Here is a 26,356-nt window from a genome sequence, read left to right on the forward strand (position 1 = left end):
TTATCGCAGCCAATGGTCCGGAAGCAGGATCGTTTTTCCGGGTTCTGGTGCGGCCTAGAAGCTCGCGAGCCCCGGCGCCGGCAGCTGGACGCTCACCGCCGTCCCCTGCTCCAGGCGCTCCAGCGCAAGCTCACCGCCCATGGCGTCCACCAGCTCCCGCGCCCGGGCCAGGCGCCGCTGGGTGTTCCCCACGCGCAGGGGCGACAGCACCACCGAGCGCGTCTCCCGCTCGGAGAGGCTCACGCCCGGCATCACCACCTGGAAGCGCGGCCCCACGTCGCCAAAGTCGTCCGGCGGCTCCACCACCACCCGCACGGCCTGTGCGTCCGGCGGCGCCGCGTCCGCCGCGTGGGCGACGAGCAGCAGCAGGACCTGCTCCAGACGGCGCCGGCTGACCCGGGCAATCACCGGATCCTCGGGGAGCTCCAGCGACACCTCCACGCCGTGCAGCCGCCGCGTCGCGCCGAGCAGCTCCAGCGCGTCGCGCACGGACACCGCCACGTCCACCTGGAAGACGTCCGGGAAGTCCACGGGCTCCAGCCCCTGACCGCCGAACGGCGCTTCCGCGTCCCCCGGCGAACCCTTCACATCCAGCGCTGCGCTCATTCGTGGCTCCCTCTCCCCCAGCCCAGAAGCGCCGACCATAACGGCCACCCCTGACAGGGTCCATTGCCCGACGGCGCCGGCTCTCCCCCATCTTTCCTGGTGAGGAGGGTTACAGCCCGGCGCCACTTTGCTGATAAAGACGCGCACGCTGGGTCCGTATCGCTCCTCGGAAAACCCGTATACATCCGGTCAATCATGACCCAGGGTGAGTCAGAGCCAGAGACGGAAAAACAGCACCGGCATATAAATTCGATTTGACTGTTACGGCCGAGATCTCCATGATGTGGACCCAGAATCCAGAGCCGTCAGCGTCTCCAGTGAATCAGGGAGGAAGTGTTGTGCTCGCAACATCGCCGACCACCAATGGTACCGCTGCCCGCAAGAGGGGAGTCCTGACGATGGATGGAGGGATCCCGGCGTCCTCGAAGTTCAGGCATGCGATCGAATTCGGCAGTGGCGACGCGCTGCGCAACGTGATTCCCCTTCCTCCCGCTGAAGCCGCCCTGGATGACTCGGGCTATTCGCTGCACGGCACCGGGCCCGCGGCCATCACCTGCGCGGTGGGCCGGCCGGACGCGGTGCTGGGTGACGTGACGCGGCTGTCCCCGACGGTGGTGTGGGTGGCCCCCCGGCAGCCGCTGGTGGACACGACCGAGTCGCGCACCTTCCCCGTGTACCTGGCGTGCAACGGCACCACGATTGGACCGCTCAATGGCGCCTTCATCCGTACGGACATGGACGTCCCGAACGCGCCTGTGGGGCTGCAGCTGGTGGGCGTGACGCTGGAGCAGGGCCGGCAGATTCTGGGCTTCCTGTCGGACGCGCTGCGCCAGGGCGTGGCGGTGCCGGCGGCCTCCGCGCTGCCCGTGCAGGACACCATCGTGGACCCGGAGCGGATCCGCTCCATCTTCACCGCCATCTGCGCCGCCGGGAACAAGGGCGTGCTGCGCCGCCAGGGCCGGGTGGTGCGCATGGTGCTGGAGCGCTTCCACGCCGCCACCGGTCAGCTCGAGTGGCGCACGGAGGATGCCACCCCGGACTTCGGCGAGCCGTCGTACGACATCGACGTCATCGGCTACAACTCCGCCTACCGCCTGCGCGCGGAAGCGGGCCGCAGCGAGGGCGACCGCCTCTTCACCACCCTGCCCGCGCAGCTGTTCCGCATCCGTCACCGCTGGCACCGCCGCGTCCCCGCCCCGGAGGGCGTGCACGCCCGGTTCCACCACCCGCTGTGGCGGGAGCAGGGGCTGCTGCGCCGCGAGGTGCTGGACCTGTCCTTCTCCGGCCTGTGCATGCGCTGCCAGCCGCAGGACCTGCTCTTCCCCGGCCTCCTGCCGCCGCTCATCGAACTGGAGCTGGGCGACGGCCAGCGCGTGAGCGTCCGCGGGGAGATCCGCTACGTCAGCAGCGTGCGCCAGGACGGTACCGTGCTGTGTGGCCTGAGCGTGCTGCCCTACTCCTCCGACGAGGCGCGCTGGGTGCGCTTCGTGTCCCAGACGCTGTCGCCGGCCACGCGCACCAGCGAGGGCCTGGTGGACGAGCTGTGGGACCTCTTCAACCGCTCCGGCTTCTTCAGCCTGGGCGGCAGCACTCCGGCGGAGTTCGAGGAGCTGAAGCAGAACTTCGCGTCGCTGGCGAAGCGCGCCGCGGAAGTGCCGCAGCTGTTCTGCAACGCGGTGTGGCCGTCCGAGCGCGGCATCGAAGCGACGCTGTCCTTCACCAAGCCGTACCGCCACGCGTGGCTGGGCCACCAGGTGGCGAAGCGGCCCGGCAAGCCGCCGGAGGGGTTGAAGGAGGCGGGCGCCATCATGCGCGACCTGTACCTGCGCACCTTCGAGCACCCGCAGAGCGACCCGGACTTCCACTGGGTGGTGGCGTACGTGGAGGCCCTCAACCCGTGGATCAACAAGGCGCACGTGAAGTACGCGCAGCGGCAGATGGAGGCTGGTTCGAGCCTGGCCTTCACGCGGAAGATCCAGAAGATGAAGGCCTTCAGCCACGAGCTGACCGGCCGCGTGCACCCCTACAGCGTGGGCCCCGCCACCGCAGGCGAGCTGAGCCTGCTGGCCGCGACCGTCGCCCAGCAGTTCCCCGAGTGCTACGTGCAGTCGCTGGACCTCACCCGCGACCGGCTGGACATGGGGCCCGTGACGGCGAAGTGGAAGAGCTTCGGCATGGAGCGCGAGCGCACCGTGCTGGTCGCCCGGCGCGACGGCGTGCCCTGCGCCGCCGCGGTGCTGGAGCTGGGCCAGCTGGGCGCGAACCTCTTCCGCCTGCTGGACAACACGCGCCTGTTCTCCCTGCTGGGGGACGGAACGCGCGCGTACTCCGCCCTGCTGGACGCGGCCCGCCGCTGGTACGCCGCGCGCAACCGCCCCTCCTTCCTCTACCTGCGCGAGGACGAAGGCGGCGACTACGTGCAGGAGTGCGGCCTGCACGACGGACCGGACCCCTACCTGTGGATCATCTCCTCCAAGCTGGTCCCGGATTTCCTCGAGCACATCAGCGAACTCACCATCGGGCGCCGTGGTGCCCACTCCCGTTGAGGACCCCCACCCCATGAACAAGCCCCTCGTCGAAGAGCAGTACCTCCCCCACGTCACCGACGTCCGTCACCTGCTGGCGACCGGCCCTCACGTGACGACGCTGCTGGATCCGAACGTGGAGCCCGCCCTGCTGGAGGCCTTCCTCATCCAGCTGTGTGCCCTGGGCGTCTACATGACGGAGCCCGTGGACGGGTGGATCCGCCGCGCCGGCGAGGCCTGTGTGAAGGCGGGCATGGTGGACGTGGGCGAGAAGCTCATCACCCACGCCAAGCACGAGGCCGGCCACCACCTGATGATGGTGGAGGACACGAAGAACCTGGTGGCCGGCTGGAACGCGCGCCGCTTCCCCAAGCTGGACGCGGAGGCCCTCCTGGCGCAGGCCCCCACCCGGGCCATGCAGGAGTACCGGGAGATCCACGAGGAGACCATCGCGGGCCCCATGCCGGGCGGCCAGGTTGCCATCGAGTACGAGATCGAGAACCTGTCGGTGGTGTTCGCGCCCCGGCTCATCGAGCAGTGCAAGCGCGTGCTGGGCCCGGACGTGATGAACTCGCTGTCGTTCATCAAGGAGCACGTGGAGCTGGACGTGGGCCACACGGCGCTCAACGAGGTCATGCTCAACAAGCTGCTCGGCCAGAAGCCCGAGCACGCGGCCACCATCGGCAAGACGGGGGCCCGCGCGCTGGACATCTACCTGCGCTTCTACGGCGACTGCATGGCGAAGGCGAAGCAGCTGCTCCAGTCCGCCGCCGCCTGATGCTCGAGCGGTGCTCAGGCGCCGAGCTGCGCCGCCCGGCGTGACCCGCGGCTGCCCCAGCGGGTCAGCGGGCGCACGGCCTGCTTCAGCGAAGCGTGGACCTGGGTGACGCCCGCGCGATTCGTGGCCGCGTAGACGTAGCGGTCCGGGCGCAGGACGACCAGGTCCGCGGCGTGCTGGGCGAACCACTCGCCCAGCTTGCCCTCCAGATCCACCACCTCGCCGGAGCGACCCGCGCCCGTGCGCGCCGCCGGCGCGACGGACAGCCACACACCGCCGATGTCCTCCGCCAGCGCCTTGGCGGCCTGCTGGACCTCCGCGGGCGCACCCGGCCGCGTCAGCACCGCGAAGCGGTGGCCGATGACGTCATCCAGCGGGCGCTCCCCTTCCTCGCCGTGCTCCACGCGCGGCTGCGGGAAGTAGGCACCTTCCGCCGCCTGCTTGGCCTTGCCGCGCTTGCCGCCGAAGAGGAACCCTTCCGCGTGGAAGAGGTTCGGCTTCATCTTGTACTCGCGGATGAAGGGGCCGGTGACGGGCATGTGGTACAGCAGCTTGATGAAGGCGTTGCGCGCGCGGGCCATGAACGGGCCGCCCGACGCCAGCATCGTGCCCAGCGAGTCCGACAGGCGCATCATCTCCGCGGCGTGCGGCCGGCGCTCCACCTCGTAGGTGTCCAGCAGCGACGCGTCCGCCGCGCCGCCCAGCACGTGCGCCAGCTTCCAGGTGAGGTTCGCGGCGTCGCGCAGGCCGGAGCACAGGCCCTGGCCCAGGAAGGGCGGCATCAGGTGCGCCGCGTCCCCGAGCAGGAACACCCGGCCCACCCGCCACTTCTCCGCCATGCGGCTGTGGTAGGCGTAGAGGTTGACGCTCTTCACCTTCACGGTGTCCGGATCAATGAAGGGCGCGATGATGCTCCGCACGTACTCGGGGCTCTTCACGTGCTCCAGGTCCTGCCCCGGCTTCACCACCGTGTCGAAGCGAATCTCGTCGTGCGCGGTGCGCGTCACGATGCCCACGCGCTCCGGGCCGCAGGGGTAGTAGGTGAAGTCCGGCGCGGACGACTGCGTCTCCACGGAGATGGCGAGCGCGTGCTCCAGCGCCGTGGTGCCCTCCAGCTTCAGGCCCAGCCGGCGGCGGATGCCGCTCTTGGCGCCGTCGCACGCCAGCAGGTAGCGCGCGCGCACCGTCACGGTGCGGTTGGCGACGTTGTCCTTCACGCGCACCGACACGCCGTCGTCGTCCTGCATGAAGGACTCGACTTCGTGGCCACGCCACAGGGTGACGTGCGCGAAGCGCTCCAGGCCGCGATGCAGCGCGGCCTCCATGCGGGGCTGGTTGAACAGCGAGCCGATGGGGTGGCCGTTGGGGCGCTCCACCTTGGTGAAGTCCACCTCGGCGAGCATCCGCATCTCGTCATCCACGTAGGTCATCTTCAGGCACGGGTGGAAGCCCGGCCCCAGCTCGCCCGTGAGACCCGCGGCCTGGAAGATGCGCTGCGCTTCGTCGTCCGCGTTGATGGCGCGGGACTGGGAGTGCGCGGTGGTCTCCCGCTCGATGACCACGGTGCGCAGGCCGTATTGCCCCAGCAGGTTCGCCGCCATGGCACCCACCGGGCCGCTTCCGACGACGATCACATCAACAGATTCCGGAGCCATTACTCCCTCCCGTTGTGTGCGAGCTGATCCGTTTTGAACCGTGCGACCGGACGACCGAAGCCCCCCTCGGTCGTAAGTAATAATACCTATAAACTCTGACAACCCCACTCCAGATGCGCTGTTTCAACGCATTTCGGGTTGCCCGGGCCCCGAGTCAGAAACACCCGGTCCGCCCCATCCCGACCGCCTGATAATGAAACGCACCCCTCCGGAAACCTTGCAGGGCTGATCAGCACTCAGGGTCCGCTGTCTGCCTTTCGGGCAGTGATTTCCTGCAACGCTTCAAAGTTTCGCGTTGACGGCAGGAATTGTGGGTGTTGTTTGGATTCCGGGGTCTGCGGATGTACGCGGATAGCCCTGGAGGGCGCCCCTTGTACGTCGCTCCGGACTGGGCGACAGTGCCGGAGTTACCTCCCCCCTGAGCCCCTTGGAGCGCCCAGCGATTATGCCCAGACTGCAACTTTTTGAATTAGAGGATCAGCCCTGGTTCCCGAAGGTGCTTCGCCGGGGAGTGACGGACTTCCTTGCGTACGTGTGGAGCCTGTCGGACGACCGCTATTCGGAGTTCGTGAAGCGGCTCAAGGGCGCGATGGCGGCGATGGGTGAGACGCAGCTGCTGGACATGGCGTCGGGCAGCGCGGGGCCGGTGCCGAAGCTGCTGGAGATGCTGGAGACGCAGGAGGGCTACAAGGCGACGGCGCTCCTGACGGACCTGTACCCGGAGGTTTCCGCGTTCGAGAAGGTGAAGGCGGCGAACCCGGGGCGCATCGACTACGTGACGACGCCCGTGGACGCGACGGCGGTGCCGGCGACGTTCAAGGGCTTCCGCATCATGTGCAACTCGTTCCACCACCTGCCGCCGGACATGGCGCGCAAGGTGCTGGCGGACGCCGTGGCCCAGCGCCGGGGCATCGCCATCATGGAGCTGGTGGAGCGGCGCGGGCCGGCCATCGCGATGACGGCGGCGGCGCTGATCAACGTCCCCCTGACGACGCCCTTCATCCGCCCGGTGCGCGCGGACCGGCTCGCCCTCACCTACCTCATGCCGCTCATCCCCATCGCGGCGGCGTTCGACGGCGTGGTGTCCTGTCTGCGCACGTACTCCGTGGAGGAGATGCGCGAGCTGACCCACGGCCTGGGTGACGACTACGTGTGGGAAATCGAGCGGCTCACCAACCCCGGGAACCCCTTCGGGATGATGATGCTCATTGGCCGACCGGCCAATGCCTCGCAGGCTTGAGTGGGCTGTCAGCAGGAGGTCACTGACGCCTCCGGTCAACGCGAGGCGTCGTGATTTCCAGGTTTGAAGCGGGTTCAATGGCCGCTCCTTCAACGAGGAGCAGGCTCATGGAATGGCTCGAATTCAAGCGCTGGTCTCCCGAAGTCCAGCACGCGCTGGCACTGCAGGCGGCCCGGTTGGGCCAGACGGCGATGCACGCCGAGCCGCCGCGGCCGTCCGCGACGATGGTCGCCGCGCACCGGCTGTGCACGCTGCTGCGCCAGTATCCGCGCACCAACCCCTGGGGACACCCGGCGTCGGAGTGCTGAGACGCTGAACGAAGCACCCGGCCCGTCCGTGGGAACGCCACGGGCGGGACGGGCGCGTCGCGGGTGGCTTCAGGCCCCGGTGGGGGTCCAGGCCACGCGCAGGTGCTGGATGGAGCGGATGGTCAGCGACTGCGTCGTGCCGAAGTCCGGATTCTCCTCCAGCCGCAGATCCGGGAGCTGATCCAGCAGCAGGTTGGTGGCGATGACCGCCTCCAGCCGGGCCAGCGGCGCTCCGATGCAGAAGTGGATGCCCCGGCCGAAGCCCAGGTGCGTGGGGTGGTGCCGGGAGATGTCGAAGCGCTCCCCGTCCGCCAGCAGCGAGGCGTCACGGCTTCCGGACGCGTAGAGCAGGAGCAGCCGCGAGCCCTTGGGCAGCGCGACGCCCGCGAGCTCCACGTCCTCCATCGTGGTGCGGATCATCCCGTGCGCCACCGAGTCGAAGCGCAGCGTCTCCTCGATGAGGTGCGGCACCAGCGAGCGGTCCTCGCGCAGCCGCTGCCAGAGGCCGGGCTGGAGCAGGGCCTGCTTCCAGCACTGGGCGAGCAGCGCCGTCGTCGTCTCATGGCCCGCCGCCAGCATGCTGCCCGCGATGGCGATGATCAGCTCCGGCAGCGTGAGCGCCTCGCCGTCCGCGTCGGTGGTGACCAGGTAGCTGACCAGGTCGTCCCGGGGCTCGTCGGTCCGGGCGCGGATGAGGCGGGCGACGTAGTGCTGGAAGGTGACCCAGCTGCGCGCCAGCGGCGGCTGCTCCTCCGCGGGGACGCGGGTGAAGATCATCCGGAAGAAGTCGTCGCACCAGCGCTTGATGTCCGCCATGTCCTCCTGGGGGATGCCCGCCATGCCCAGGATGACCCGCACGGGCAGCGGGTACGCGAACTGCGTCACCAGGTCCGCGTGCCCCTTCTGCACGAAGGCGTGGATGAGCTCCTCGGAGACGGCGCGGATGGGGGCTTCCTGCGCGGCGATGCGCTGGGCGGAGAAGCCCCTTCCCAGCAGCTTGCGCAGCCGGGTGTGCGCGGGCGGATCCGAGTTGATCAGGCTGTCCGCCAGGGGATAGCCCTCGGCGAGCACCGAGAGCGTCTCCGGGGAGAGCACCGAGCCCATGTTGCCCAGGTCCGCCGACGAGTAGCGCGACGGGTCCTTCAGCACGTGGCAGATGTCGTCGTAGCGGCTCACCAGCCACATCCCCAGCATGGGGTTGTAGCTGACGGGCGCGTCCCGTCTCAGCTCCGCGTAGAACGGATGCGGATCCGCGACGTGCGGTCCCGCGAACGGGTTGTACTGGGCACCCAGATGGGGGCACTTCATGGCGGCTGGGGCCTTGCCGCCATGCGGGTCGATGTGGATTGCCTCGGACTGCCCTTCCACCTTCACTGCTTCCACTGCGGTACTCACCGTGAGCTTCCTCTCAGGATCCCCCCACGGTGTAATATTATAACCCGACCTGACAGGTCTTCTCAGCGAGTCTTGTGAACCCCACCCATCAGGAAATCAGGGTTGTTAGGACCCTGACTGATACGGGGGATGAGACAGGGCGTGTTTCCGCAGGACGGAGCGCTCCACCTTGCTCATGGCGTTGCGCGGCAGCGTCTCCACCGCGAAGAAGCGGCCAGGCACCTTGAAGCGCGCGAGCGACTGACGGCACCACGCGTCCAGGTCTCCGGGCAGTTCGTGGCCGGGGCGCAGGACGACGAAGGCGACGGGGACCTCGCCCCAGTGGGGCTCCGGCACGCCGACGACGGCGGACTCCAGGATGGCGGGGTGGTTGGCGAGCACGGCTTCGATCTCCGCCGGGTAGAGGTTCTCCCCTCCCCGCACGATGAGGTCCGTGCGGCGCGACAGGAGGGTGAGGCGTCCCTTCGCGTCCAGCACGCCCACGTCCCGGGTCCGCAGCCAGCCGTCGTGGAAGGCGTCGCGCGTGGCGTCGGGCTGGTTCCAGTAGCCGGACATCAGCGTAGGGCCGCGCGCCTCCACGTCGCCCTCCTGCCCTTCGCCGAGCGTCACGCCGTCCGCCCCGACGACGCGGACCTGGAGGCCCGGCAGGGGCGGCCCCGCGGTGCGGCCATCCGCTTCGCCGGGGCGTTCGGTGGTCACCTGGGAGCAGGCCTCGGTGAGGCCGTAGGTCTGGAGGGCCCGGAGTCCGGCGGCGCGGGCCCGCGTGAGCAGCGCCGTGGGGACGGGCCCCCCGCCAATCAGCGCGCACTGGAAGGAGTCGGGCAGCGGGCGGTCCTGCCTCGCGTCCAGCACCCGCTCCAGCGTGGTGGCGACGAAGCTGGCGTGCGAAGCGCCCTCCGTGTCGATGGCGCGGTTGACCGCGTCCGCGTCGAAGCGCTCGTGCAGGAGGAGGCAGCCGCCCTCGTACGCGGTGCGCGTGAGCATGGCCAGGCCGCCGACGTGGAACAGGGGCAGCGTGCCCAGCCAGCGCGGCGCGGGGTGCTCGCCCAGGTTCGCGGCGGAGGCCTGGCACGAGGCACGGAAGGCCCCTTCCGTGAGCACGGCGCCCTTGGGCCTTCCCGTGGTCCCGCTGGTGAAGAGGATGACCCGGGGCGTGTCCGCGTCCCAGGCGCGCGCGGGCACGGAGCCCGTGGTCACGCCGTCCGGGAAGGCCTCCAGGGCCTCCGCTCCGGGGAGCCGGTCGCGCAGGGCTTCGAGCGCCAGCGTGAGCCGGGGCTCCACGGCCTCCAGCAGGGGCCGCAGCTCCGCCGGGGTGAGCCGGGCGTTGAGCGGCGCGAACACCGCGCCCAGCCGGCCCAGCGCCCAGAAGAGGAAGGTCACTGCCGGGTGGCTCGTCGACAGCAGCGCCACCCGGTCGCCTTGCCCCACTCCGCGCGCGGCCAGGGCTCCGGTCCAGCGCGTCACCGCTTCGTCCAGCGCGCGGAAGGTCCAGGTCTGGTCCGCGAAGCGCAGCGCCTCCGCGTTGGGATGCAGGCCCGCGCCCTCGCGGATGGGGCAGTCGTGGATCATGGCCTCGCAGCTCCGTGAGAGGGGCGTCCGCGGGGCATGGCTCAGCGGTCCCAGAGGAGGTCCGGGTTCAGCCCCAGCCCGGGCTCGTCGCGCAGCCGCACGAGTCCCCCGTGGGGTTGATAGGGATGGTCGCGCGGTTCGTCCGCGAAGAGCCGCCCCACGGCGAGCCCGGAGGCCAGCTCTCCCGACGGCAGCGCGGAGGCCAGGTGCGCGGCGCCCGCCCGGGCCACCACCCCGTCGATGGAGCTGGTGACGAACGCGTGCATGCCCAGGTGGGCTGCTCGCAGCGCCACCACCATGGAGGGCAGCAGCCCCCCGAGCACCATCGGCTTGATCACCACCGCGCCCACCGCGGGCCCGCCGCCCAGGTCCATGGTGAGCAGCGTGCGCACCGCCGCGGGCGTCGCGAGCGTCTCGTCCGCGGCGATGAGACACGGCGCGCGGCGCTGCACGCGCCACAGCGCCTGCAGGTCCTCCGGAGGCGTGGGCTGCTCCACCAGCTCCAGGTCGTACCAGCCCAGCCGGTCCAGGGCGCGGTTGGCCTCGGGTTCCGACCAGCCGCCGTTCGCGTCCAAACGCAGGCGCACGCGGGGGCCCACCGCCTCGCGCACGGCGCGCACCCGGGCTTCATCCTCGTCCAGCGAGCGGCCCGCGACCTTCACCTTCAGCGTCTGGAAGCCCTCCTCCACGGCCTCTTGCGCCTGACGGGCCAGCGCCGCCGGCTCCTCCGCGCCCAGCAGCGCGTTGACCAGGACCTCCTGCCGCGCCTCCTCCGCGAGCAGCCAGCACAGGGGCACGCCCTTGCGCTGGGCCAGCAGATCCAGCAGCGCCAGCTCCAGGCCGTGCTGCGCGGCGGGGACGGGCTCCCCGGTGTCGATGAGCCGGATCCGCGCACCGCGCTGGCGCAGCTCCTCGCTGGCCGACGGCACGAGCGTGGCTTCAATGCCCTCGATGCTGTCCTCCAGCGACTGGCCCTTGAGGGAGCTCAGCCACGCGCGCAGCACCGTGTGCGTCAGGGTCAGCGGCTCCGTGCCGAACTCCGGCAGGGGCATTGCCTCGCCCTGCCCCACCCGGCCGTCCTCGTCCCGCAGCCGGATGAGGAACCCTTCGCGCGTGGCGTAGGTGCCCCTCGCCGTCTTCAGGGGGTGGGCCAGCGTGAGGTGCAGCGGGGTGAGCGTCGCGTCGGTGATGCGCATGCCGCCCCTTCAGCGCAGGTACAGACCGACCGCGAACAGCAGCCCGAACACCATCTGCAGCTTCGCCGTCCCGCCCAGCGCGGGGTTGAGCGCCGCGCCCTCGGCCTTCAGCATCAGCTTCAGCGGCGGCACCACCAGCGGCAGGCTCAGCAGCGGCAGGAAGGCCCAGGCGCTCGCGTAGCCCCGGGCGAACAGCACGAACGGCGTGACGTAGGACGCCACGAGCAGCAGCACGTACTCCGCGCGGCCGAAGCCCTGACCGAAGCGCACCGCCATCGTGCGCTTGCCGGCCTTCACGTCCGTGCTCGCGTCGCGCTGGTTGTTCACCACGATGAGGCACGTGCCGATGGCGCCCACCGGCACCGACGCCCACCAGGCCGCCGGGCTCACGACGCCGGCCTGCACGTAGTACGTGCCCGTCACCGCGACGATGCCGAAGAAGATGAGCACGAACAGGTCGCCCAGACCGAGGTAGGCCAGCGGGAACGGGCCGCCCGTGTACGCGTAGCCGCACAGCAGCGAGGCCACTCCGATGGCCACGATGGGCCACCCGCCCACCGAGACCAGGTACAGCCCTACCAGCGTCGCCAGCGCGAAGCACCCGAGGCCCCCCATCAGCACCGCGCCCGGCGCGATGAGCCCGCTCTGCGTCACACGCTTGGGCCCCAGGCGCTCCTCGGTGTCCGCGCCCTTCTTGAAGTCGTAGTAGTCGTTGATGAAGTTGGTGCCAATCTGGATCAGCACCGCGCCCACGAGCGCCGCGAGCGCGGGCAGCAGGCGCCCCACACCGTTGCCGTACGCGAGCGCCGTGCCCACCAGCACCGGCACCGCGCCCGCCGTCAGCGTCTTCGGACGCACGGCCATCAGCCACGTCTTCAGCGTGGGCCGGGGAGGAGCCGCATCGGAAGGATTGGAAGCCAGGGTGCTCACGGGTGGGCGGCCTCTCGCGCCAGGATGGCGGGTTCGAACTGCGGCGCTTCGTACCAGGGCGTCTGGAGGAACGAGAGCACTTCGCGCACGTACTCCTCCGGCGCCTCCAGGTGCGGGGCGTGCGTGACCCCAGCGAAGGCGTGGCGCCACACCACCGGCAGCTCCGCCGCCATGCGCCGCGCCAGGGTCGTGAACTTCACGTCCTGGTCGCCGGTGAGCAGCAGCGTGGGCAGCCGCTGCCTATGCAGCGACGGCCAGTAGTCCGGCTGCACGCCCAGGCCCAGCGTCTCCAGCGCCCCGGCGAGCCCCTCCGCCGTGCACGCCTTGCGGCGCTCGCGCAGCGCGGCCTGCTCCGCTTCCGGCAGGCGGCGCAGTCCGTCGAAGAGGGGCAGCGCCTCCCACCGCTCCACGAAGGCGTCCACGCCCTTCGCGCGGATGAAGTCCACGAGCTTCGCGTCCGCCTCGCGCCGCTCGGAGCGCTCCTGGCGGCGGTGCAGGCCGGGCGAGCCGCTCTCCATGATCAGCCGGCCGAAGCACTCTGGCGCCTGGACCGCCGCGCCCAGCGCGAGCCTGGCGCCCTGCGAATAGCCGAGCAGATCCACGTGGCCGCCCAGCCCGCGCGCCAGCTGGACGATGGCGTCCACCGTCTCCAGGAAGCCGTCGCGCCCCGTCTTCTGCGGCAGCGGCGTGCGGCCGTGGCCGGGCAGATCCACCGCCACGACGCGCACGGAGCGACCGAGCAGCGGACGCAGGTGTCCGAACGAAGCGCCGCTACCGGTGAAGCCGTGCAGCGCCAGGAGCGTATGGGGGCATTCGCCCCAGGTGTCATAAGCGAGCGTCACGCCCATGGTCCTTCTCCCAGTGCGGTGGCCATCCGCGTGAAGAGGTGTCGGTGTGCATCCACGTTGGTGGTCCGGTCCACCTGGACCTCCACCAGGTGGAGACCGCCTTCCAGCCCGGTGCGCACCGCCGCGCGCAGGGCCGCGGGCGTCGTGGGCCGCTCGAAGCGGGCGCCCGCGAGCGCCGCCGCGTGCGACAGGTCCACGCCGTGCGGCGTGCCGAAGAGGGCCTCGAACACGTCCGGCTTCGCCACCTGCGCCAGCGGCAGGAAGGAGAAGATGCCGCCGCCGTCGTTGTTCACCACGACGACGGTCAGGGGCACGCGCGCCCGCGCCGCCGTGACGAGCCCGCCCACGTCGTGCAGGAGCGCCAGGTCGCCGGTCAGCAGCACCACGGGCCTTCCGGCCGCCGCGGCCATGCCCGCCGCGCTGGACACGATGCCGTCGATGCCGTTGGCACCCCGGTTCGCCAGCACGCGCAGCGGCACGCCACCGCCGTGCGCGAACGCATCCACCGCGCGGATCGGCATGCTGCTGGACACGAAGAAGAGCGCGTTCGCCGGCAGCGCCGCCACCACCTCGCGCGCCAGCCGGGGCTCGGTCAGCGCGTTCGGCTGTTCACCGAGCGCCGTCTCCAGCGCGTTGCGGGCCACCCGCTCCGCGTTCACGAAGTCCTGCGCCCAGCGGCCCGGGCCTCGCGACAGCCCCTGCGTCAGCGCACGGCACGCGAGCACCGCGTTGCCCTCCACCACCCGCGCCGCCCGGTGCGCCGGGTCGTACAGCGCGCCCTCGTCGCTGAAGACGGTGATGTCCGCGCCGGAGCCATCCAGCCACTGCTGCGGCGACTTGGGCGTCAGGCCTCCGCCGAAGCGCAGCACCACTTCCGGCGCGTGGGTCCGCGTGAACGGCTCATGGCGGAGGAGCGCGTCGTAGAGCGACACGGTCAGCGGGCCGCCGCCGTAGCGCGCCTGGGACGTGGCCTCCGCGAGCACCGGGTAGCCCGTCGCCAGGCTCAGCGCGGCGATGGCGTCCGCGAAGCCGTCGTCCTCGTCGCGCGGGCCGCACACGATGACGCCGCGCTCGGTGGCGGCGATGCGCGCGCGCACGGCCTCCAGCACCGCCGCGTCCGGGGCGCGAGACGGCGGCGCGATGTGGGTGATGGGCGCGTCCGTCCGCCCCTCCCGCGCGAGCGCCGTCAGCTTCTCCGCGCCGAAGTCCACTGCGATGGGCGCCAGCGGTTCTCGGAACGGCACGTTGAGCTGCACGGCGCCCCGGGGCGCGCGGCACGCGGTGCCCACCGCGCGGGCGGCCGTGGCGCGCAGGTGCGCGAGGGCGGGGCTGCTCGCCTCCGGCAGGCCCACGTCCGCGAACAGCCGCGCGAAGTCACCGTAGAAGCGCGCCTGGGGCACCGTCTGCGGCGCGCCCCAGCCCTGCAGCTCCAGCGGCCGGTCCGCCGTGAGGATGACCAGCGGCACCTGGGCCATGGCCGCCTCGATGACGGCCGGGAAGAAGTGCGCGCCCGCCGAACCGCTCGTCGCCACCAGCACCACCGGCTGGCGCGACTGCTTCGCCACGCCCAGCGCGAAGAAGCCCGCGCTCCGCTCGTCGATGACGGACCAGACGCGCAGTCCCGGCGTGCTCGCGCAGGCGAGCGCCAGCGCGGAGGAGCGGGAGCCCGGACACACCACCGCGTGCCGCACGCCGCCCCGCACCAGCTCTTCCAGCAGCGCGCGCGACCACAGCACGTTGAGGTTGGCGTCCAGGGACATCACCGGCCCCCCAGCGCGCGCAGCATGGCCAGACTCTTCATCTCCGTCTCCCGCCACTCTGACTCCGCGCTGGAGCCGGCGACGATGCCCGCGCCCACGAAGAGCCGGGCCTTCGCCCCGCGCACCAGCGCCGAGCGCAACGCCACCACCAGGTGCGCGCGCCCCGGGCCCACCCAGCCCACCGGCCCCGCGTACCAGCCACGGTCCAGGGACTCGTGCTCCACCAGGAAGGACAGCGCGCGCTCGCGCGGCGTGCCACCCACCGCGGGCGTGGGGTGCAGCGCGGTGACGACCTTCGCGGTGTCCACGCCGTCCGCCAGCTCCGCGCGGATGCCCGTGCGCAGGTGCACCACGTTCTTCAGCGCGAGCACCGACGGCTGCGCGTCCGCGGACACGCTCGCCGACACCGGCGTCAGCGCCTGGAGGATGTAGCGCACCACCGCGTCATGCTCGCGCCGGTCCTTGTCGCTGGCGTCCAGCGCCGCCCCGCCGCCCGGCGCCGCGGAGCCCGCGAGCGCCTCCGTCTCCAGCCGCCGCCCGTCCACCCGGCACAGCGTCTCCGGCGTCGCGCCCAGGAAGCCCGTGCCGTCCGGCGCGCGGAAGAGGAACGTGGCACAGCGCGGGTTCTGTTCACGCAGCCGCGCCAGCACGTCCACCACGTCGAAGGGCGCCGGTCCCTCCGCCTCCAGCGCCCGCGCCAGCACCACCTTGTGCAGCTGGCCCGCGCCAATGGCCTCCACCGCGCGGTCCACCAGCGCCTCGAAGTCCCGCCGCGACGACTCCGTGCGCAGCGCCACCGGCGCGCCCACCGGATGCCGGTACGCCTGCGGAAAGGAGGCCCGCACGCGCTCCAGCCGCGAGCGCACCACGTCCTCCGCGCCCGCCCCTTCCAGCGCGAAGACGGCGACCGACAGCCCGCCGCCGTCACGCCACACCAGCACCTCCGGCAGCGTCCAGCGCGCCAGGCCATGCGAGCGCCACGCGCCGTCCACCGGCTCCGTCGGGCTGAAGCGCATGCCGCCAAACCAGGGCCCGGGCAGCTGGGGAGCCGCCGCGTCCAACCACCGCACGCCGTCGTGGCCGAGCGCACCGAGCACCACCGGCAGCTCGCCAGGAGCATGCGCTTCGAGCACGCCCGCCTCACCCCACCCCGCCACCGCCTCGCGCGCCACCGGCCGCTCCCAGTAGACGGAAGGCACGCCCAGGCTGCCCGCTCCAGCCAGGGGATCCACTCCGGCCAGCGGCATCATCCCGGCGACCCATCGCGGGCCCTCAGCGGGACTGAGCGGCGTCATCAGCCATTCTCCTGTACCTCGGGGGATGCGGGTGACATCACCTTCGATTGTCTTCTAAGCGATCTCGGCTATACATGCACCAAGGAGTTCAAAACCGCTTGAACTCCATGGAATACGAATTCCAGCAACTCCAGCGAGGGAGCCGCCGTGGGAGCCCAGCAACCAGACGACCCAGCCGGGCGGCGTGACCCGGGTGCACACCGCGTCCTACGCGCAGCGCATCCTTCGGGCACCCGCATCCAGGTGGGGGGCGTGGAGGTGGGCGGGCCCGGCTTCGTGGTGATGGCGGGGCCGTGCGCGGTGGAGGGCGCGGAGCAGCTGGAGCTGGCGGCCCGCGCGGTGTCACAGGCGGGGGCGCACCTCTTGCGCGGGGGCGTGTTCAAGCCACGCACCAGTCCGTACGCGTTCCAGGGCATGGGAGAGCCGGGGCTGAAGCTGTTGGTGGACGCGGGCCGGCGTCACGGCCTGCCCATCATCAGCGAGGTGATGGAGACGGAGCAACTGCCCCTCATGGCGCAGCACGCGGACATCCTCCAGGTGGGCGCGCGGAACATGCAGAACTTCGGGCTGCTGCGCGCGCTGGGGCGGCTGCGCAAGCCGGTGCTGCTCAAGCGCGGGCTGTCCGCCACGGTGCAGGAGTGGCTCAACGCCGCCGAGTACATCCTGGCGGGCGGCAACGAGCAGGTGCTGCTGTGCGAGCGCGGCATCCGGACCTTTGAAACATCGATGCGAAACACGCTGGACCTGGCCGCGGTGGCGTGGGCGAAGGAGCGCACGCACCTGCCGGTCATCGTGGATCCGTCGCACGCCACGGGCCTCCCGTCGCTCATCACGCCCATGTCGCTGGCGGCGGCGGCCTGCGGGGCGGATGGTCTGTTGATTGAAGTCCACCCCCGGCCGGAGCAGGCGCTTTGTGATGGGCAGCAGGCCATGTCGCCCGGGGATTTCGCTACGTTGATGCAGCGGTTGCCCGGCGTGCTCGCCGCGGTGGACCGTCACCTCTACACGCCGGCGGGTCCGGCCCAGATCGCGGGGGCGCGATGAGCACCGAAGTCCGTCAGATGTTCTCCTCCATCGCCACGCGCTACGACGTGACGAACGAAGTCCTCTCCCTCGGCATCCACCGGCTGTGGCGGCGCTCGGCGGTGAAGCTCAGCGGCGCGAAGGACGGCAGCCACGTGCTGGACTGCGCGACCGGCACGGGCGACCTGGCGCTGGCGTTCAAGCGCAAGGTGGGCTCCACGGGCCGCGTGGTGGGCACGGACTTCTGCCCGGAGATGCTGGAGAGCGCGCCGGCCAAGGCGGCCAAGGCGGGCCTGGAGGTGGAGTTCCAGGTGCAGGACGCCATGGCGCTCACCCTGCCGGACAACAGCTTCGACGTGGCGTCCATCTCCTTCGGCATCCGCAACGTGGATGATCCGGTGAAGTGCCTCCAGGAGATGGCGCGCGTGGTGCGCCCCGGCGGCCGCGTGGTGGTGCTGGAGTTCGGCCAGCCCACGGGCCCGTACGGCGCGCTGTTCCGCTTCTACAGCAAGACGGTGATGCCGGCGATCGGCGGCCTCCTGACGGGCAACCGCGCGGCGTACCAATACCTGCCCCGCACCGCCGCGGCCTTCCCCGCCGGCGAGCGCTTCCTCGCCCTGATGGACCAGGCCGGCGCCTACTCCGAGCGCGCCGCCCACCCCCTGCTGTTTGGAACCGCCTACGTCTATGTCGGCACCGTCCGTTGAGGCCCGGCGGCTCCTCGTCTCGCAAGTCGTCGCGTCGGTAGACCCCAGACTCCAGCAGGCGCTCCAGGGGGCCCTCTCGGCCCCGGGGCCCTGCCCCCGCCCGGCGGGAGCGCAGACCGTCGTCATCGCCGGACACCGCGCCGCGGGGAAGACCCGCCTGCTGCCGCTCGTCTCGAAGCTGCTCGGGCGGCCCGGCCTGGACCTGGACGCGGAGCTGGAGCGCCGGCACGGGCGCCCGCTCCGCTCCTGGGTCGCGGAGTCCCCCACCACCTTCCGCGCCGCCGAGCGCGAGACGCTGGGCCTGCTTCCCGCGGGCAGCGTGGTGGCGGTGGGCGGCGGCTTCCTGTCGCATCATCCGGACGCGCTCGCCGGGCACTTCACGCTCGTCGTCCCCGTCACCTTCGACACGTACCGCGAGCGGCTGATGGCGGACACGACGCGCCCCCGGCTGCGCGCGGACGTGTCGCTGGAGGAGGAGCTGCACTCGCTGTTCCATGAACGCGAGGCGCTGCACGCCCGCGTCCCCACCATCGCCCTGGCGGACTTCCTCCGGGGCTGTCTGGTCCAGGAGCCCGCGTGATGGCCACCCGGCGAATCATCACCCTGCCCCCCACCCTCACCGGCGCGGACGCCGTGGCCTTCGCGCAAGACGGGCTCAAGCGGGGCGCGGACGTCATCGAGGTGCGGACCGACCTGCACGCGGCCGGTGACATCGACCCGGACGCCCTCGCCCGCGTGATGCCGCTGCTCGTCTCCGAGCGGGGCAAGCCGCTGCCCGCCCCGTGGATCCAGGCCGCGTGGCGCGTGGACCGCGACGTGGAGCGCGCGCAGGACATGGATGCGCCGCCGGGGAAGCTGCTCGCGTCGCACCACGCGGAAGGGCCGCTGACGACGGCGGAGGCGCTCAGGCGCTGGTCCCGTCCCCTTCCGCCGGACGCGCTGGTGAAGCACGTGGAGCCCATGGACGGGCCCGCGCACCTGGACGTGCTGCTTCAGACGCAGGCCCAGCTGTCCCAGCGCTTCGGCGCCGAGCGCGTCACCGTGCTGGGCATGGGGCCCGTCGCCATCCCCGCGCGCGCGGTGCTCTCGCGCAGCAATGGCCTGGAGTACGTGGCGATGGGCGGCCCGTGGACGGCCGCGCCGGGACAGCGCCTGCTGGACGACGTGGTGCGCGAGCACCGCAAGGCGAAGGATCCGCGCGCGCTCCGCCTGGGCATCCTGGGCACGTCCATCGCGCACTCGCGCTCGCCGCGGATCCACCGTCAGCCGTTCGACCGCATCGACCTGGCGGAGGCCGCGCCGGTGGAGGCGGTGGTGGACGCGATGCTGCCGCACTACGCGGGCTTCGCCGTGACGAGCCCGTTCAAGATGCGGCTCGCGAAGCACACGGGCTCGTCGCTGGAGGCCATCAACACGCTGGTGCGCCGGGGCTCGCGGTGGGAGTCCTTCAACACCGACACGGAGGGCGCGCGCGCGGTGCTGGAGCGGCTGGGCGCGAAGGACGTCGCGGTGCTGGGCGACGGCGGATCCACGCAGGCGTTGCGGCTGGTGGCCGCTGAACAGGCACTCGCCCTGCGGGTCGTGCGGCGGGCGGAGATTCAAACACCGCTGACAGGTGATTGGGTCTGGACGTGGCCAGACCGGGTCGCTCCGCCCGAAAACCTGAGATTCCAGCGGGCACGCGTGGCGGTGATCGCATACGGTGCGCCCGGCCGGCGCGTCGCCGCGGAGATCGTTCGCCGCGGGGGCACCCCACTCCTGCTCGGGGCGGCGTGGTTCGTCGCCCAGGCCCGGCGGCAGCGACAACTCTGGGAAACGGCGACATGAATACCTTTGGCACCCTCTTCCGGCTGACGACCTTCGGCGAAAGCCACGGCCCGGCGCTGGGCTCCGTCATCGACGGCTGCCCCGCGGGCGTCCCGCTCACGCGCGAGATGATCCAGGCGGCCCTGGACCGCCGGCGTCCCGGACAGTCCGCCCTGGTGACTCCGCGCAACGAGCCCGACACCGTCGAGATCCTCTCCGGCGTCTTCCAGGACAAGACGCTGGGCACGCCCATCGCGGCCATCGTGCGCAACGCGAACCAGCGCTCGCAGGACTACAACCAGCTGGCCAGCGTGGACCGGCCGGGTCACGCGGACGCCGTCTGGCGCGAGCGCTACAAGCACCGCGACCACCGGGGCGGCGGCCGCACCAGCGGACGTGAAACGCTCTGCCGAGTCATCGGCGGCGCCGTCGCGGAGGCGTACCTCGCGCGCGACCTGCCGTCGATCAGCACCGTGGCCTACGTCTCCCAGGTGGGGGAGCTGGTCTCCTCCGTTCCGGCACCGGGCCTCACCCGGGCCATGGTGGACGCCCACCCTACCCGCTGCCCGGACGAAGCCGTCCGTGAAGAGATGTCCCGTCAGATCCTCGCCGCGAAGGAGGCCGGGGACAGCCTGGGCGGCTCCATCGACGTGCGCGTGGAGGGCCTGCCCGTCGGCCTGGGCGAGCCCATCTTCGGCAAGCTGAAGGCGCTCATCGCGCAGGCGCTCGGCAGCATCGGCGCCGTGACCGGTGTCGTGTGGGGTCCGCCGGATCTGATCCAGCGCCTGGGACAGCCCGGAACGAAGTTCCACGCCGTGAAGGACGCGTACGGCGGCATCCAGGGTGGGCTCGCCAACGGTGAGCCCATGCAGGTGCGCGCCTTCTTCAAGCCCCCCGCGACGCTCGCGGATCACGCCAAGGGCGGCCGTCACGACCCGTGCATCATGCCCCGCGCCGTCCCGGTGCTGGAGGCCATGGTGTCGCTCGTCATCGCCGACCTCGTCCAGCAACTCAACGCCCGCCCCCACTCCGCATGAGCCCGCTTCCTCCCGGTTCCTACCGTCCCCCGGCCGACCGCTGGGGTTCCTTCACGAAGCTCGCCGCCCGCCTGCCCGAGGGCAGCGTCGCCGTGGTGGACCGCACCGTCGCGCGCTTCCACCCTACGCTCCTCCCCACGCTGGAGGCCCGGAAGCCGCGCGCCATCATCCAGCTGGTCGGCGGTGAGCGCGCCAAGAGCCTCATCTCGCTGCAGAAGGTGCTCGCGGGCGGCATCAACCTGCCGCGCTCCGGCACGCTCGTCGCCGTGGGCGGTGGCACCGTGGGCGACGTGGCCACCGTGGCCGCGCACCTGCTCAAGCGCGGCGTGCGGCTGGTGCAGGTGCCCACCACGCTGCTCGCGGCGGTGGACAGCAGCCTGGGCGGCAAGGGCGCGGTGGACCTCGTCGTGCGCGGTCGCGTGGTGAAGAACCCCGCCGGCGTCTTCCACTACGCGGATGAGACGTGGCTGTGCCCGGAGCTGTACGCCACGCTGTCCGACGCGCAGGTGCGCGAGGGCTCCATCGAGGCGTGGAAGATGGTCGCGTCGCTGGATGCGTCCCTCTTCAAGCGCTACGTGCGCACGCCGCCGTCGCTGGAGAAGCTGGTGAAGGACGCGCGCGGCCTGAAGGAAGGCGTCTGCGCGAAGGACCCCTACGAGCACCAGGGCCTGCGCCGCGTGCTCAACTTCGGCCACACCTTCGGCCACGTGCTGGAGAGCCTGTCGCGCTTCAAGCTGTCGCACGGCGACGCGGTGGGCCTGGGCATCCTCTGGGCCCTGGACGTGGGCCGGCACCTGGGCATCACGCCGGAGCCGGTGGCGCACGAGGTGGAGCGCGCGCTGGCGCGAGGCCCGGGCGTGCTGGGCCGCGACCGCGCCGCGGAGCTGGCCCACCGCGCGTCGTTGAAGGACGTGGCCGCGCTCCTTGACGCCGACAAGAAGGCCGGCGCCCAGGGCGAGCTGCGCATGGTGCTGCTCACCGCCGTGGGCACCGCCGAAGTCGTGGATGTGATGCCAAAGACGTGGCGGGCCCTGTGGCCCGCCTGGACCCGTGGAGCCCGCCCTTGAGCCACGCCTCGCCGAGCCGTCTCACCGTCGACCCGAGCGCCTTGAGCGCCTCACCGCTCACTCCGCCCGTTTCGAAGTCGGACGCCCAGCGAGCCCTGGTGTTGGGACACCTCACGGGCGCCTGGCCGCTGCCGTCGGTGCAGGCGGAGTCCGACGAGGACCTCCCCGCCGACGTGCGCGTGCTGCGCCGGGGCGTGGAGGCCCTGCGCCTTCCGCCCGGCCCCGTGCGCGACGTGGACTGCGCGGACGGCGGCGCCCCGTTTCGCATCCTCGTGACCCAGGCCGCGGTGACTCCTGGCGCGCGCGTGCGCTTCACCGGCACGCCCCGCCTGGGCGAGCGCCCGCACGGCCCGCTCTTCACGTCGCTGAAGCAGGCCCTGGGCCCCGCGGGCCTGACGCTCACCGAGGGCACCCCGTGGCCGGTGGAGCTGCACGCGCCCCAGGACACGGCGAAGCTTGAGCCGGTGTTCCGCGTGCCGGGCGCGCAGAGCAGCCAGTACGCCTCCAGCCTGCTCCTGGGCTGCGCGGAGCGCTTCCTGCGGGAGCAGCGCGCGTGGAGCGTGGAGATCGAAGGCACGCTCACCAGCGCCGGCTACATGGACCTCACGGTGGCGTGGCTGCGCCGCTTCGGCTTCACCGTGGAGCAGTCCCCGGGTCGCTATTCCGTCACGGCCTATCAGGCGCCTGAATCCGTCCCATCACTGCCGGGCGACTGGTCGTCGTTGGGCTACCTGGTGCTGATCGCCTGGCGCACGGGTGGCACGGTGGAGCGCGCGGAGCCCCAGAGCGCCCACCCGGACCAGGCGATCCTCCGGCTGGCCGCTGAAGTGGGCCTGAGGATGATCCCCGCGGGTGCGCCCAACACGTGGCGCGTCCAGGGTGAAGCCACGGGCGAGCTGCGCGCCTCCGGCAAGGAGTGCCCGGACCTGCTGCCCACGCTGGCGGCGCTCGCGTGCGTGCTGCCCCGGCCCACGACCCTCACCGACGTGGGCATCCTGCGGGTCAAGGAGAGCGACCGGCTGGAGGGGATCCGCGCGTTGGTGGCGGCCTACGGCGGCACCGCGGAGCTGTCGGCCGGAGCCGACAGTGAGACGCTGCGCATCCTCCCGCCCAGGACGAAGCCCGCGCGCTTCGCCATGGACAGCCGGGGCGACCACCGCCTGGCGATGTCAGCGGCCACCCTGTGTGTGCTGTCCGGGGTGCCTCTGGAGCTGACGGGGCCGGAGTGCGTGGAGAAGAGCTTTCCGGGCTTCTGGCGGCAGCTCGCGCGCTCCGGGGTCCGCTATTCCTGAGCAGGGAGACGGACCGGAAACTTCGCCTCTCGGACTTATCGTTCTTTTTTGTTGAAAGCCTCCTCCGCCCTGTGAAATCTCCGCCCATGCCCAAGGACACGCTGACCGTCACCGACAATCGGACCGGGAAGACGTACGAGATCCCGATCGAGAACGGCTGTATCCGCACCCCCGACCTGCGCCAGATCAAGACCGGCAGCGACGACTTCGGTCTGATGGGTTACGACCCCGCGTTCCTGAACACGGCGAACTGTAAGAGCGCCATCACGTTCATCGACGGTGACAAGGGCATCCTCGAGTACCGCGGCTACCCCATCGAGCAGCTCGCGGAGAAGTCCACCTTCCTGGAGGTGGCCTACCTGCTGCTGAAGGGCCAGCTGCCCACGCAGGCGGAGCTCGACAACTTCACGCACAACGTGACGCACCACACGCTGGTGCATGAGAACATCAAGTCCTACATGGACGGGTTCCGCTACGACGCGCACCCCATGTCCATGCTGGGCTCCACGGTGGCGGCGCTGTCCGGCTTCTACCCGGACGCGAAGAACATCCGCGACGCGCGCAGCCGTGAGATCCAGATCACGCGCCTCATCGCGAAGATGCCCACCATCGCCGCGTTCTCGTACCGGCACTCCATGGGCCTGCCGTACGTCTACCCGGACAACGACCTGTCCTACGTCGCCAACTTCCTGGCGATGATCAAGCGCATCGGCACCACGACGTACAAGGTGCACCCCACGCTGGAGAAGGCGCTCGACGTCCTCTTCATCCTGCACGCGGACCACGAGCAGAACTGCTCCACCACGTCCGTGCGCACGGTGGGCTCGTCGCAGGTGGACCCCTACTCCGCGGTCGCCGCGGGCGTGGGCGCGCTCTACGGCCCGCTGCACGGCGGCGCCAACGAGGCGGTGCTCCGCATGCTCCGTGAGATCGGCACGAAGTCCGCCATCCCGGAGTTCATCAAGCAGGTGAAGGGCGGCGAGGGCGAGAAGAAGCTGATGGGCTTCGGCCACCGCGTCTACAAGTCCTACGACCCGCGCGCCAAGGTCATCAAGCGCGTGGCGGACGAGGTCTTCGAGGTCACGGGCAAGAACCCGCTGCTGGAGATCGCGCTCGAACTGGAGCGCATCGCGCTCGAGGACGAGTACTTCGTGAAGCGCAAGCTGTACCCGAACGTCGACTTCTACTCGGGCCTCATCTACGAGGCGATGGGCTTCCAGGCGGAGATGTTCCCCGTCCTGTTCGCCATCCCCCGCACGGTGGGCTGGTGCGCGCAGTGGGAGGAGATGGTGACGGACAACGAGCAGAAGATCGCCCGTCCCCGTCAGGTCTACACGGGCTCCGCCCGCCGCGACTACGTGGCCCGCGAGAAGCGCACGAGCGCCAAGTAGCCACCGGCTGAAAAGCCGCTGAAGCACGAAGGGGCGCGGGACTCGAACTTGAGTCCCCCGCCCCTTTCGCTTGTCCCTACCCGTGAGCGGCGGCGGCGCCGGCCGGCTCGCGGTAGAGCGCCTCGATGACGTCCGCGTACCGCTGCTCCACCACCTTGCGGCGCATCTTCATGCTGGGCGTGAGCTCGCCGCCGTCGATGGAGAACTCCCCCGGCAGCACGCGGAAGCGCTTGATGCCCTCGAAGCGCGACAGCTTCGGGTTCACGTCCCGCTCGATGGCCTCGTGCAGGTGCTGCTGGAGCCGCGGGTCGTTCACCAGCGTGGCCACGTCCTCCGGCCAGCCCTGCTCCCGCGCCAGCTTCCGCACCCGGTCCGGCTCCAGCGTCAAGAGCGCCACCAGGTAGTTGCGCCGGTCCCCCACCACCAGCGCGTGCCCCACGGGGGAGAGGGCCTTGAGCAGCTCCTCGATGTTGGCGGGGGACGTCTTCTTGCCGCCGGAGGTGACGATGATCTCCTTCTTGCGCCCGGTGATGCGCAGGAAGCCCTCGGCATCCAGTTGCCCCACGTCGCCCGTGTGCAGCCACCCGTCCGCCAGCAGCTCCTGCGTGGCCTCCGGGTTGCGGTGGTAGCCCAGGCACACGTTGCCGCCCTTCACGAGGATCTCCCCGTCCTCCGCGATGCGCACCTCCACGCCCAGCATGGGGCGGCCCACCGTGCCCAGGCGGGCGCACTCGGAGGTGCTCACCGTGGCGGGGCCGGACACCTCCGTCATGCCCCAGACCTCCAGGAGGACGACGTCGATGGAGGCGAAGAAGTCCAGCACGTCCCGGCCAATGGGCGCCGCGGACGTGGCGAACAGCTTCGCCTTCTCCAGGCCGATGCGCGTCTTCAACGGATGGAACACCAGCCGCCGGGCCAGCTCGAACTTGGCCTCCATGAACGACGGCACGCGCTCCTGGCTCAGGACGCGCGTGTTTCGCTCCAGGGCCGTGGCGCGGGCCCACTCCACCAGCCGGCGCTTCAGGGGCGGCTGCGCGGCCAGCCCCTCCTCCGCCTTCGTCTTGAACTTCTCCCAGACGCGAGGCACCGCGAAGAAGAGCGTGGGGCGCACCTCCGTGAGGTTCCTGCCCAGGGCGTCCAGCGAGTCCGCGAAGTACACCTGCGTGCCCAGCAGCAGCGGGCTGTGCAGGGAGACGATCTGCTCCGCGACGTGCGACAGCGGCAGGTACGACAACAGCCGCTCGTCCTCCATGTCCCGCAGGCCCAGGGTGTCGCCCAGCTGCTTCGACGTCCAGGCCAGGTTGCGGTGGCTCAACGCCACGCCCTTGGGCTGGCCAGTGGTGCCGGACGTGTAGATGAGCGTGCCCAGCGCGTCCGGGTGGAGCGCGTGGACGCTGTCCCAGTAGGGGTCTTCATCCTGCTTCGCGCCGGAGGCCAGCACGTCCGCGTAGCGCAGCACGCCGTCCGGCAGGGGCGTGGGCGCGTCCACGACGATGAGGTGCTTGAGCGCGGGCAGGCGCCGCTGAACCTCCAGCCCGGTGGCCAGGTGCTTCGCGTTCTCCACCAGGAGGAAGCGCGCCTCGCAGTGGCCCAGGATGTAGACGAGCTGCTCCACGCTGCTGGTGGTGTAGAGGCCCACCGGCACGCCGCCCAGGGCCATGGCCCCCAGGTCCGCGACGTGCCACGCCTCGCGGTTGAAGCTCAGGATGCCCAGCGGGTCGCCTTCCCTGAACCCCAGCGCGTGCAGCCCCAGGGCGAAGCGCTTGACGCGCTGGGCATAGTCGAACCACGAGGTGGGGACGTAGGCGCCTCCCTGGTGGGACCAGAGCGCCGGGCGGTGTTCCAGCCGCGCGGCCTGGTCATGGAGCGCATGCAGCATCGTCTTGGGCAGGTCCATCCGACGGAACGTAGTGGATGTGCCCCGTCCG

At 71.2% G+C, this 26,356-nt stretch carries 22 protein-coding genes; 12 read left to right on the forward strand and 10 right to left on the reverse strand.

Annotated elements, in window-relative coordinates:
* Nucleotides 1-54: 54 nt before the first annotated feature.
* On the reverse strand, nt 55-606 hold the full coding sequence (locus AABA78_RS17875) for an ATP-binding protein (protein WP_338264229.1): 552 nt from the start codon (nt 604-606) through the stop codon (nt 55-57).
* A gap of 398 nt (nt 607-1,004) precedes the next feature.
* Here AABA78_RS17875 and AABA78_RS17880 point away from each other — a divergent pair, with 398 nt between their 5' ends.
* Nucleotides 1,005-3,152 carry a hypothetical protein gene (locus AABA78_RS17880; protein WP_338264230.1) on the forward strand — a complete coding sequence of 716 codons (2,148 nt, stop codon included), beginning with the start codon at nt 1,005-1,007 and terminating at the stop codon, nt 3,150-3,152.
* A 13-nt stretch (nt 3,153-3,165) separates the two neighbouring features.
* Complete coding sequence (locus AABA78_RS17885) at nt 3,166-3,909, forward strand: hypothetical protein (RefSeq protein WP_171416134.1); 744 nt, start codon at nt 3,166-3,168, stop codon at nt 3,907-3,909.
* Between the two features lie 14 nt (nt 3,910-3,923).
* On the opposite strand, the gene mhpA is transcribed toward AABA78_RS17885, so the two are convergent.
* Entirely contained in the window at nt 3,924-5,564 is a 1,641-nt protein-coding gene (mhpA, locus tag AABA78_RS17890) for a bifunctional 3-(3-hydroxy-phenyl)propionate/3-hydroxycinnamic acid hydroxylase MhpA (RefSeq protein ID WP_338264231.1), read from the reverse strand.
* A gap of 511 nt (nt 5,565-6,075) precedes the next feature.
* Here mhpA and AABA78_RS17895 point away from each other — a divergent pair.
* Together AABA78_RS17895 and AABA78_RS17900 are read left to right on the forward strand one after the other, a co-directional pair.
* A complete protein-coding gene (locus AABA78_RS17895) occupies nt 6,076-6,804 on the forward strand; it encodes a class I SAM-dependent methyltransferase (protein WP_338264232.1) in 729 nt (242 codons plus the stop codon).
* A 107-nt stretch (nt 6,805-6,911) separates the two neighbouring features.
* Nucleotides 6,912-7,112: a hypothetical protein gene (locus AABA78_RS17900; protein WP_120525317.1), complete on the forward strand. Its 201-nt coding sequence runs from the start codon at nt 6,912-6,914 to the stop codon at nt 7,110-7,112.
* Nucleotides 7,113-7,181: 69 nt separating this feature from the next.
* On the opposite strand, the gene AABA78_RS17905 is transcribed toward AABA78_RS17900, so the two are convergent.
* From AABA78_RS17905 to AABA78_RS17935, 7 genes are all read right to left on the reverse strand, one after another.
* Nucleotides 7,182-8,507, reverse strand: a complete 1,326-nt coding sequence (locus tag AABA78_RS17905; RefSeq protein ID WP_338264233.1) for a cytochrome P450 — start codon at nt 8,505-8,507, stop codon at nt 7,182-7,184.
* Between the two features lie 105 nt (nt 8,508-8,612).
* Entirely contained in the window at nt 8,613-10,076 is a 1,464-nt protein-coding gene (gene menE / locus AABA78_RS17910) for an o-succinylbenzoate--CoA ligase (RefSeq protein ID WP_338264234.1), read from the reverse strand.
* A 41-nt stretch (nt 10,077-10,117) separates the two neighbouring features.
* Nucleotides 10,118-11,272 (reverse strand): o-succinylbenzoate synthase, encoded by a 1,155-nt coding sequence (gene menC / locus AABA78_RS17915; RefSeq protein WP_338264235.1) that lies wholly within the window; start codon nt 11,270-11,272, stop codon nt 10,118-10,120.
* Nucleotides 11,273-11,281: 9 nt separating this feature from the next.
* On the reverse strand, nt 11,282-12,136 hold the full coding sequence (locus AABA78_RS17920; protein ID WP_370469470.1) for a 1,4-dihydroxy-2-naphthoate polyprenyltransferase: 855 nt from the start codon (nt 12,134-12,136) through the stop codon (nt 11,282-11,284).
* Nucleotides 12,137-12,198: 62 nt separating this feature from the next.
* Nucleotides 12,199-13,050 carry a 2-succinyl-6-hydroxy-2,4-cyclohexadiene-1-carboxylate synthase gene (gene menH / locus AABA78_RS17925; protein ID WP_338264237.1) on the reverse strand — a complete coding sequence of 284 codons (852 nt, stop codon included), beginning with the start codon at nt 13,048-13,050 and terminating at the stop codon, nt 12,199-12,201.
* Nucleotides 13,041-14,810, reverse strand: coding sequence for a 2-succinyl-5-enolpyruvyl-6-hydroxy-3-cyclohexene-1-carboxylic-acid synthase (gene menD / locus AABA78_RS17930; protein ID WP_338264238.1), 1,770 nt, complete (start codon nt 14,808-14,810; stop codon nt 13,041-13,043). The genes menH and menD overlap by 10 nt, the downstream gene beginning before the upstream one ends.
* Nucleotides 14,810-16,105, reverse strand: coding sequence for an isochorismate synthase (locus AABA78_RS17935; RefSeq protein ID WP_338264239.1), 1,296 nt, complete (start codon nt 16,103-16,105; stop codon nt 14,810-14,812). The genes menD and AABA78_RS17935 overlap by 1 nt, the downstream gene beginning before the upstream one ends.
* A gap of 147 nt (nt 16,106-16,252) precedes the next feature.
* Between AABA78_RS17935 and aroF the strand changes: the two genes are divergently transcribed.
* From aroF to AABA78_RS17975, 8 genes are all read left to right on the forward strand, one after another.
* On the forward strand, nt 16,253-17,149 hold the full coding sequence (aroF, locus tag AABA78_RS17940) for a 3-deoxy-7-phosphoheptulonate synthase (RefSeq protein ID WP_338264240.1): 897 nt from the start codon (nt 16,253-16,255) through the stop codon (nt 17,147-17,149).
* The gene (gene ubiE, locus AABA78_RS17945) at nt 17,146-17,835 is read left to right on the forward strand and encodes a bifunctional demethylmenaquinone methyltransferase/2-methoxy-6-polyprenyl-1,4-benzoquinol methylase UbiE (RefSeq protein WP_338264241.1); all 690 of its coding nucleotides are present in this window, start codon (nt 17,146-17,148) and stop codon (nt 17,833-17,835) included. Before aroF ends, ubiE begins: the two co-directional genes overlap by 4 nt.
* Complete coding sequence (locus AABA78_RS17950; RefSeq protein WP_338264242.1) at nt 17,816-18,415, forward strand: shikimate kinase; 600 nt, start codon at nt 17,816-17,818, stop codon at nt 18,413-18,415. The genes ubiE and AABA78_RS17950 overlap by 20 nt, the downstream gene beginning before the upstream one ends.
* Nucleotides 18,415-19,662, forward strand: coding sequence for a shikimate dehydrogenase (locus tag AABA78_RS17955; protein WP_370469466.1), 1,248 nt, complete (start codon nt 18,415-18,417; stop codon nt 19,660-19,662). The genes AABA78_RS17950 and AABA78_RS17955 overlap by 1 nt, the downstream gene beginning before the upstream one ends.
* Nucleotides 19,659-20,678, forward strand: a complete 1,020-nt coding sequence (gene aroC, locus AABA78_RS17960; RefSeq protein ID WP_338264244.1) for a chorismate synthase — start codon at nt 19,659-19,661, stop codon at nt 20,676-20,678. Before AABA78_RS17955 ends, aroC begins: the two co-directional genes overlap by 4 nt.
* Nucleotides 20,675-21,745: a 3-dehydroquinate synthase gene (locus AABA78_RS17965; protein ID WP_338264245.1), complete on the forward strand. Its 1,071-nt coding sequence runs from the start codon at nt 20,675-20,677 to the stop codon at nt 21,743-21,745. Before aroC ends, AABA78_RS17965 begins: the two co-directional genes overlap by 4 nt.
* Nucleotides 21,742-23,037, forward strand: a complete 1,296-nt coding sequence (locus AABA78_RS17970) for a 3-phosphoshikimate 1-carboxyvinyltransferase (protein WP_338264246.1) — start codon at nt 21,742-21,744, stop codon at nt 23,035-23,037. The genes AABA78_RS17965 and AABA78_RS17970 overlap by 4 nt, the downstream gene beginning before the upstream one ends.
* A gap of 86 nt (nt 23,038-23,123) precedes the next feature.
* Entirely contained in the window at nt 23,124-24,428 is a 1,305-nt protein-coding gene (locus tag AABA78_RS17975) for a citrate synthase (protein WP_120528467.1), read from the forward strand.
* Nucleotides 24,429-24,504: 76 nt separating this feature from the next.
* On the opposite strand, the gene AABA78_RS17980 is transcribed toward AABA78_RS17975, so the two are convergent.
* Nucleotides 24,505-26,325, reverse strand: a complete 1,821-nt coding sequence (locus AABA78_RS17980; protein ID WP_338264247.1) for an AMP-dependent synthetase/ligase — start codon at nt 26,323-26,325, stop codon at nt 24,505-24,507.
* Nucleotides 26,326-26,356: the final 31 nt, after the last annotated feature.

The organism is Corallococcus caeni, assembly GCF_036245865.1.
Taxonomy (GTDB): domain Bacteria; phylum Myxococcota; class Myxococcia; order Myxococcales; family Myxococcaceae; genus Corallococcus; species Corallococcus caeni.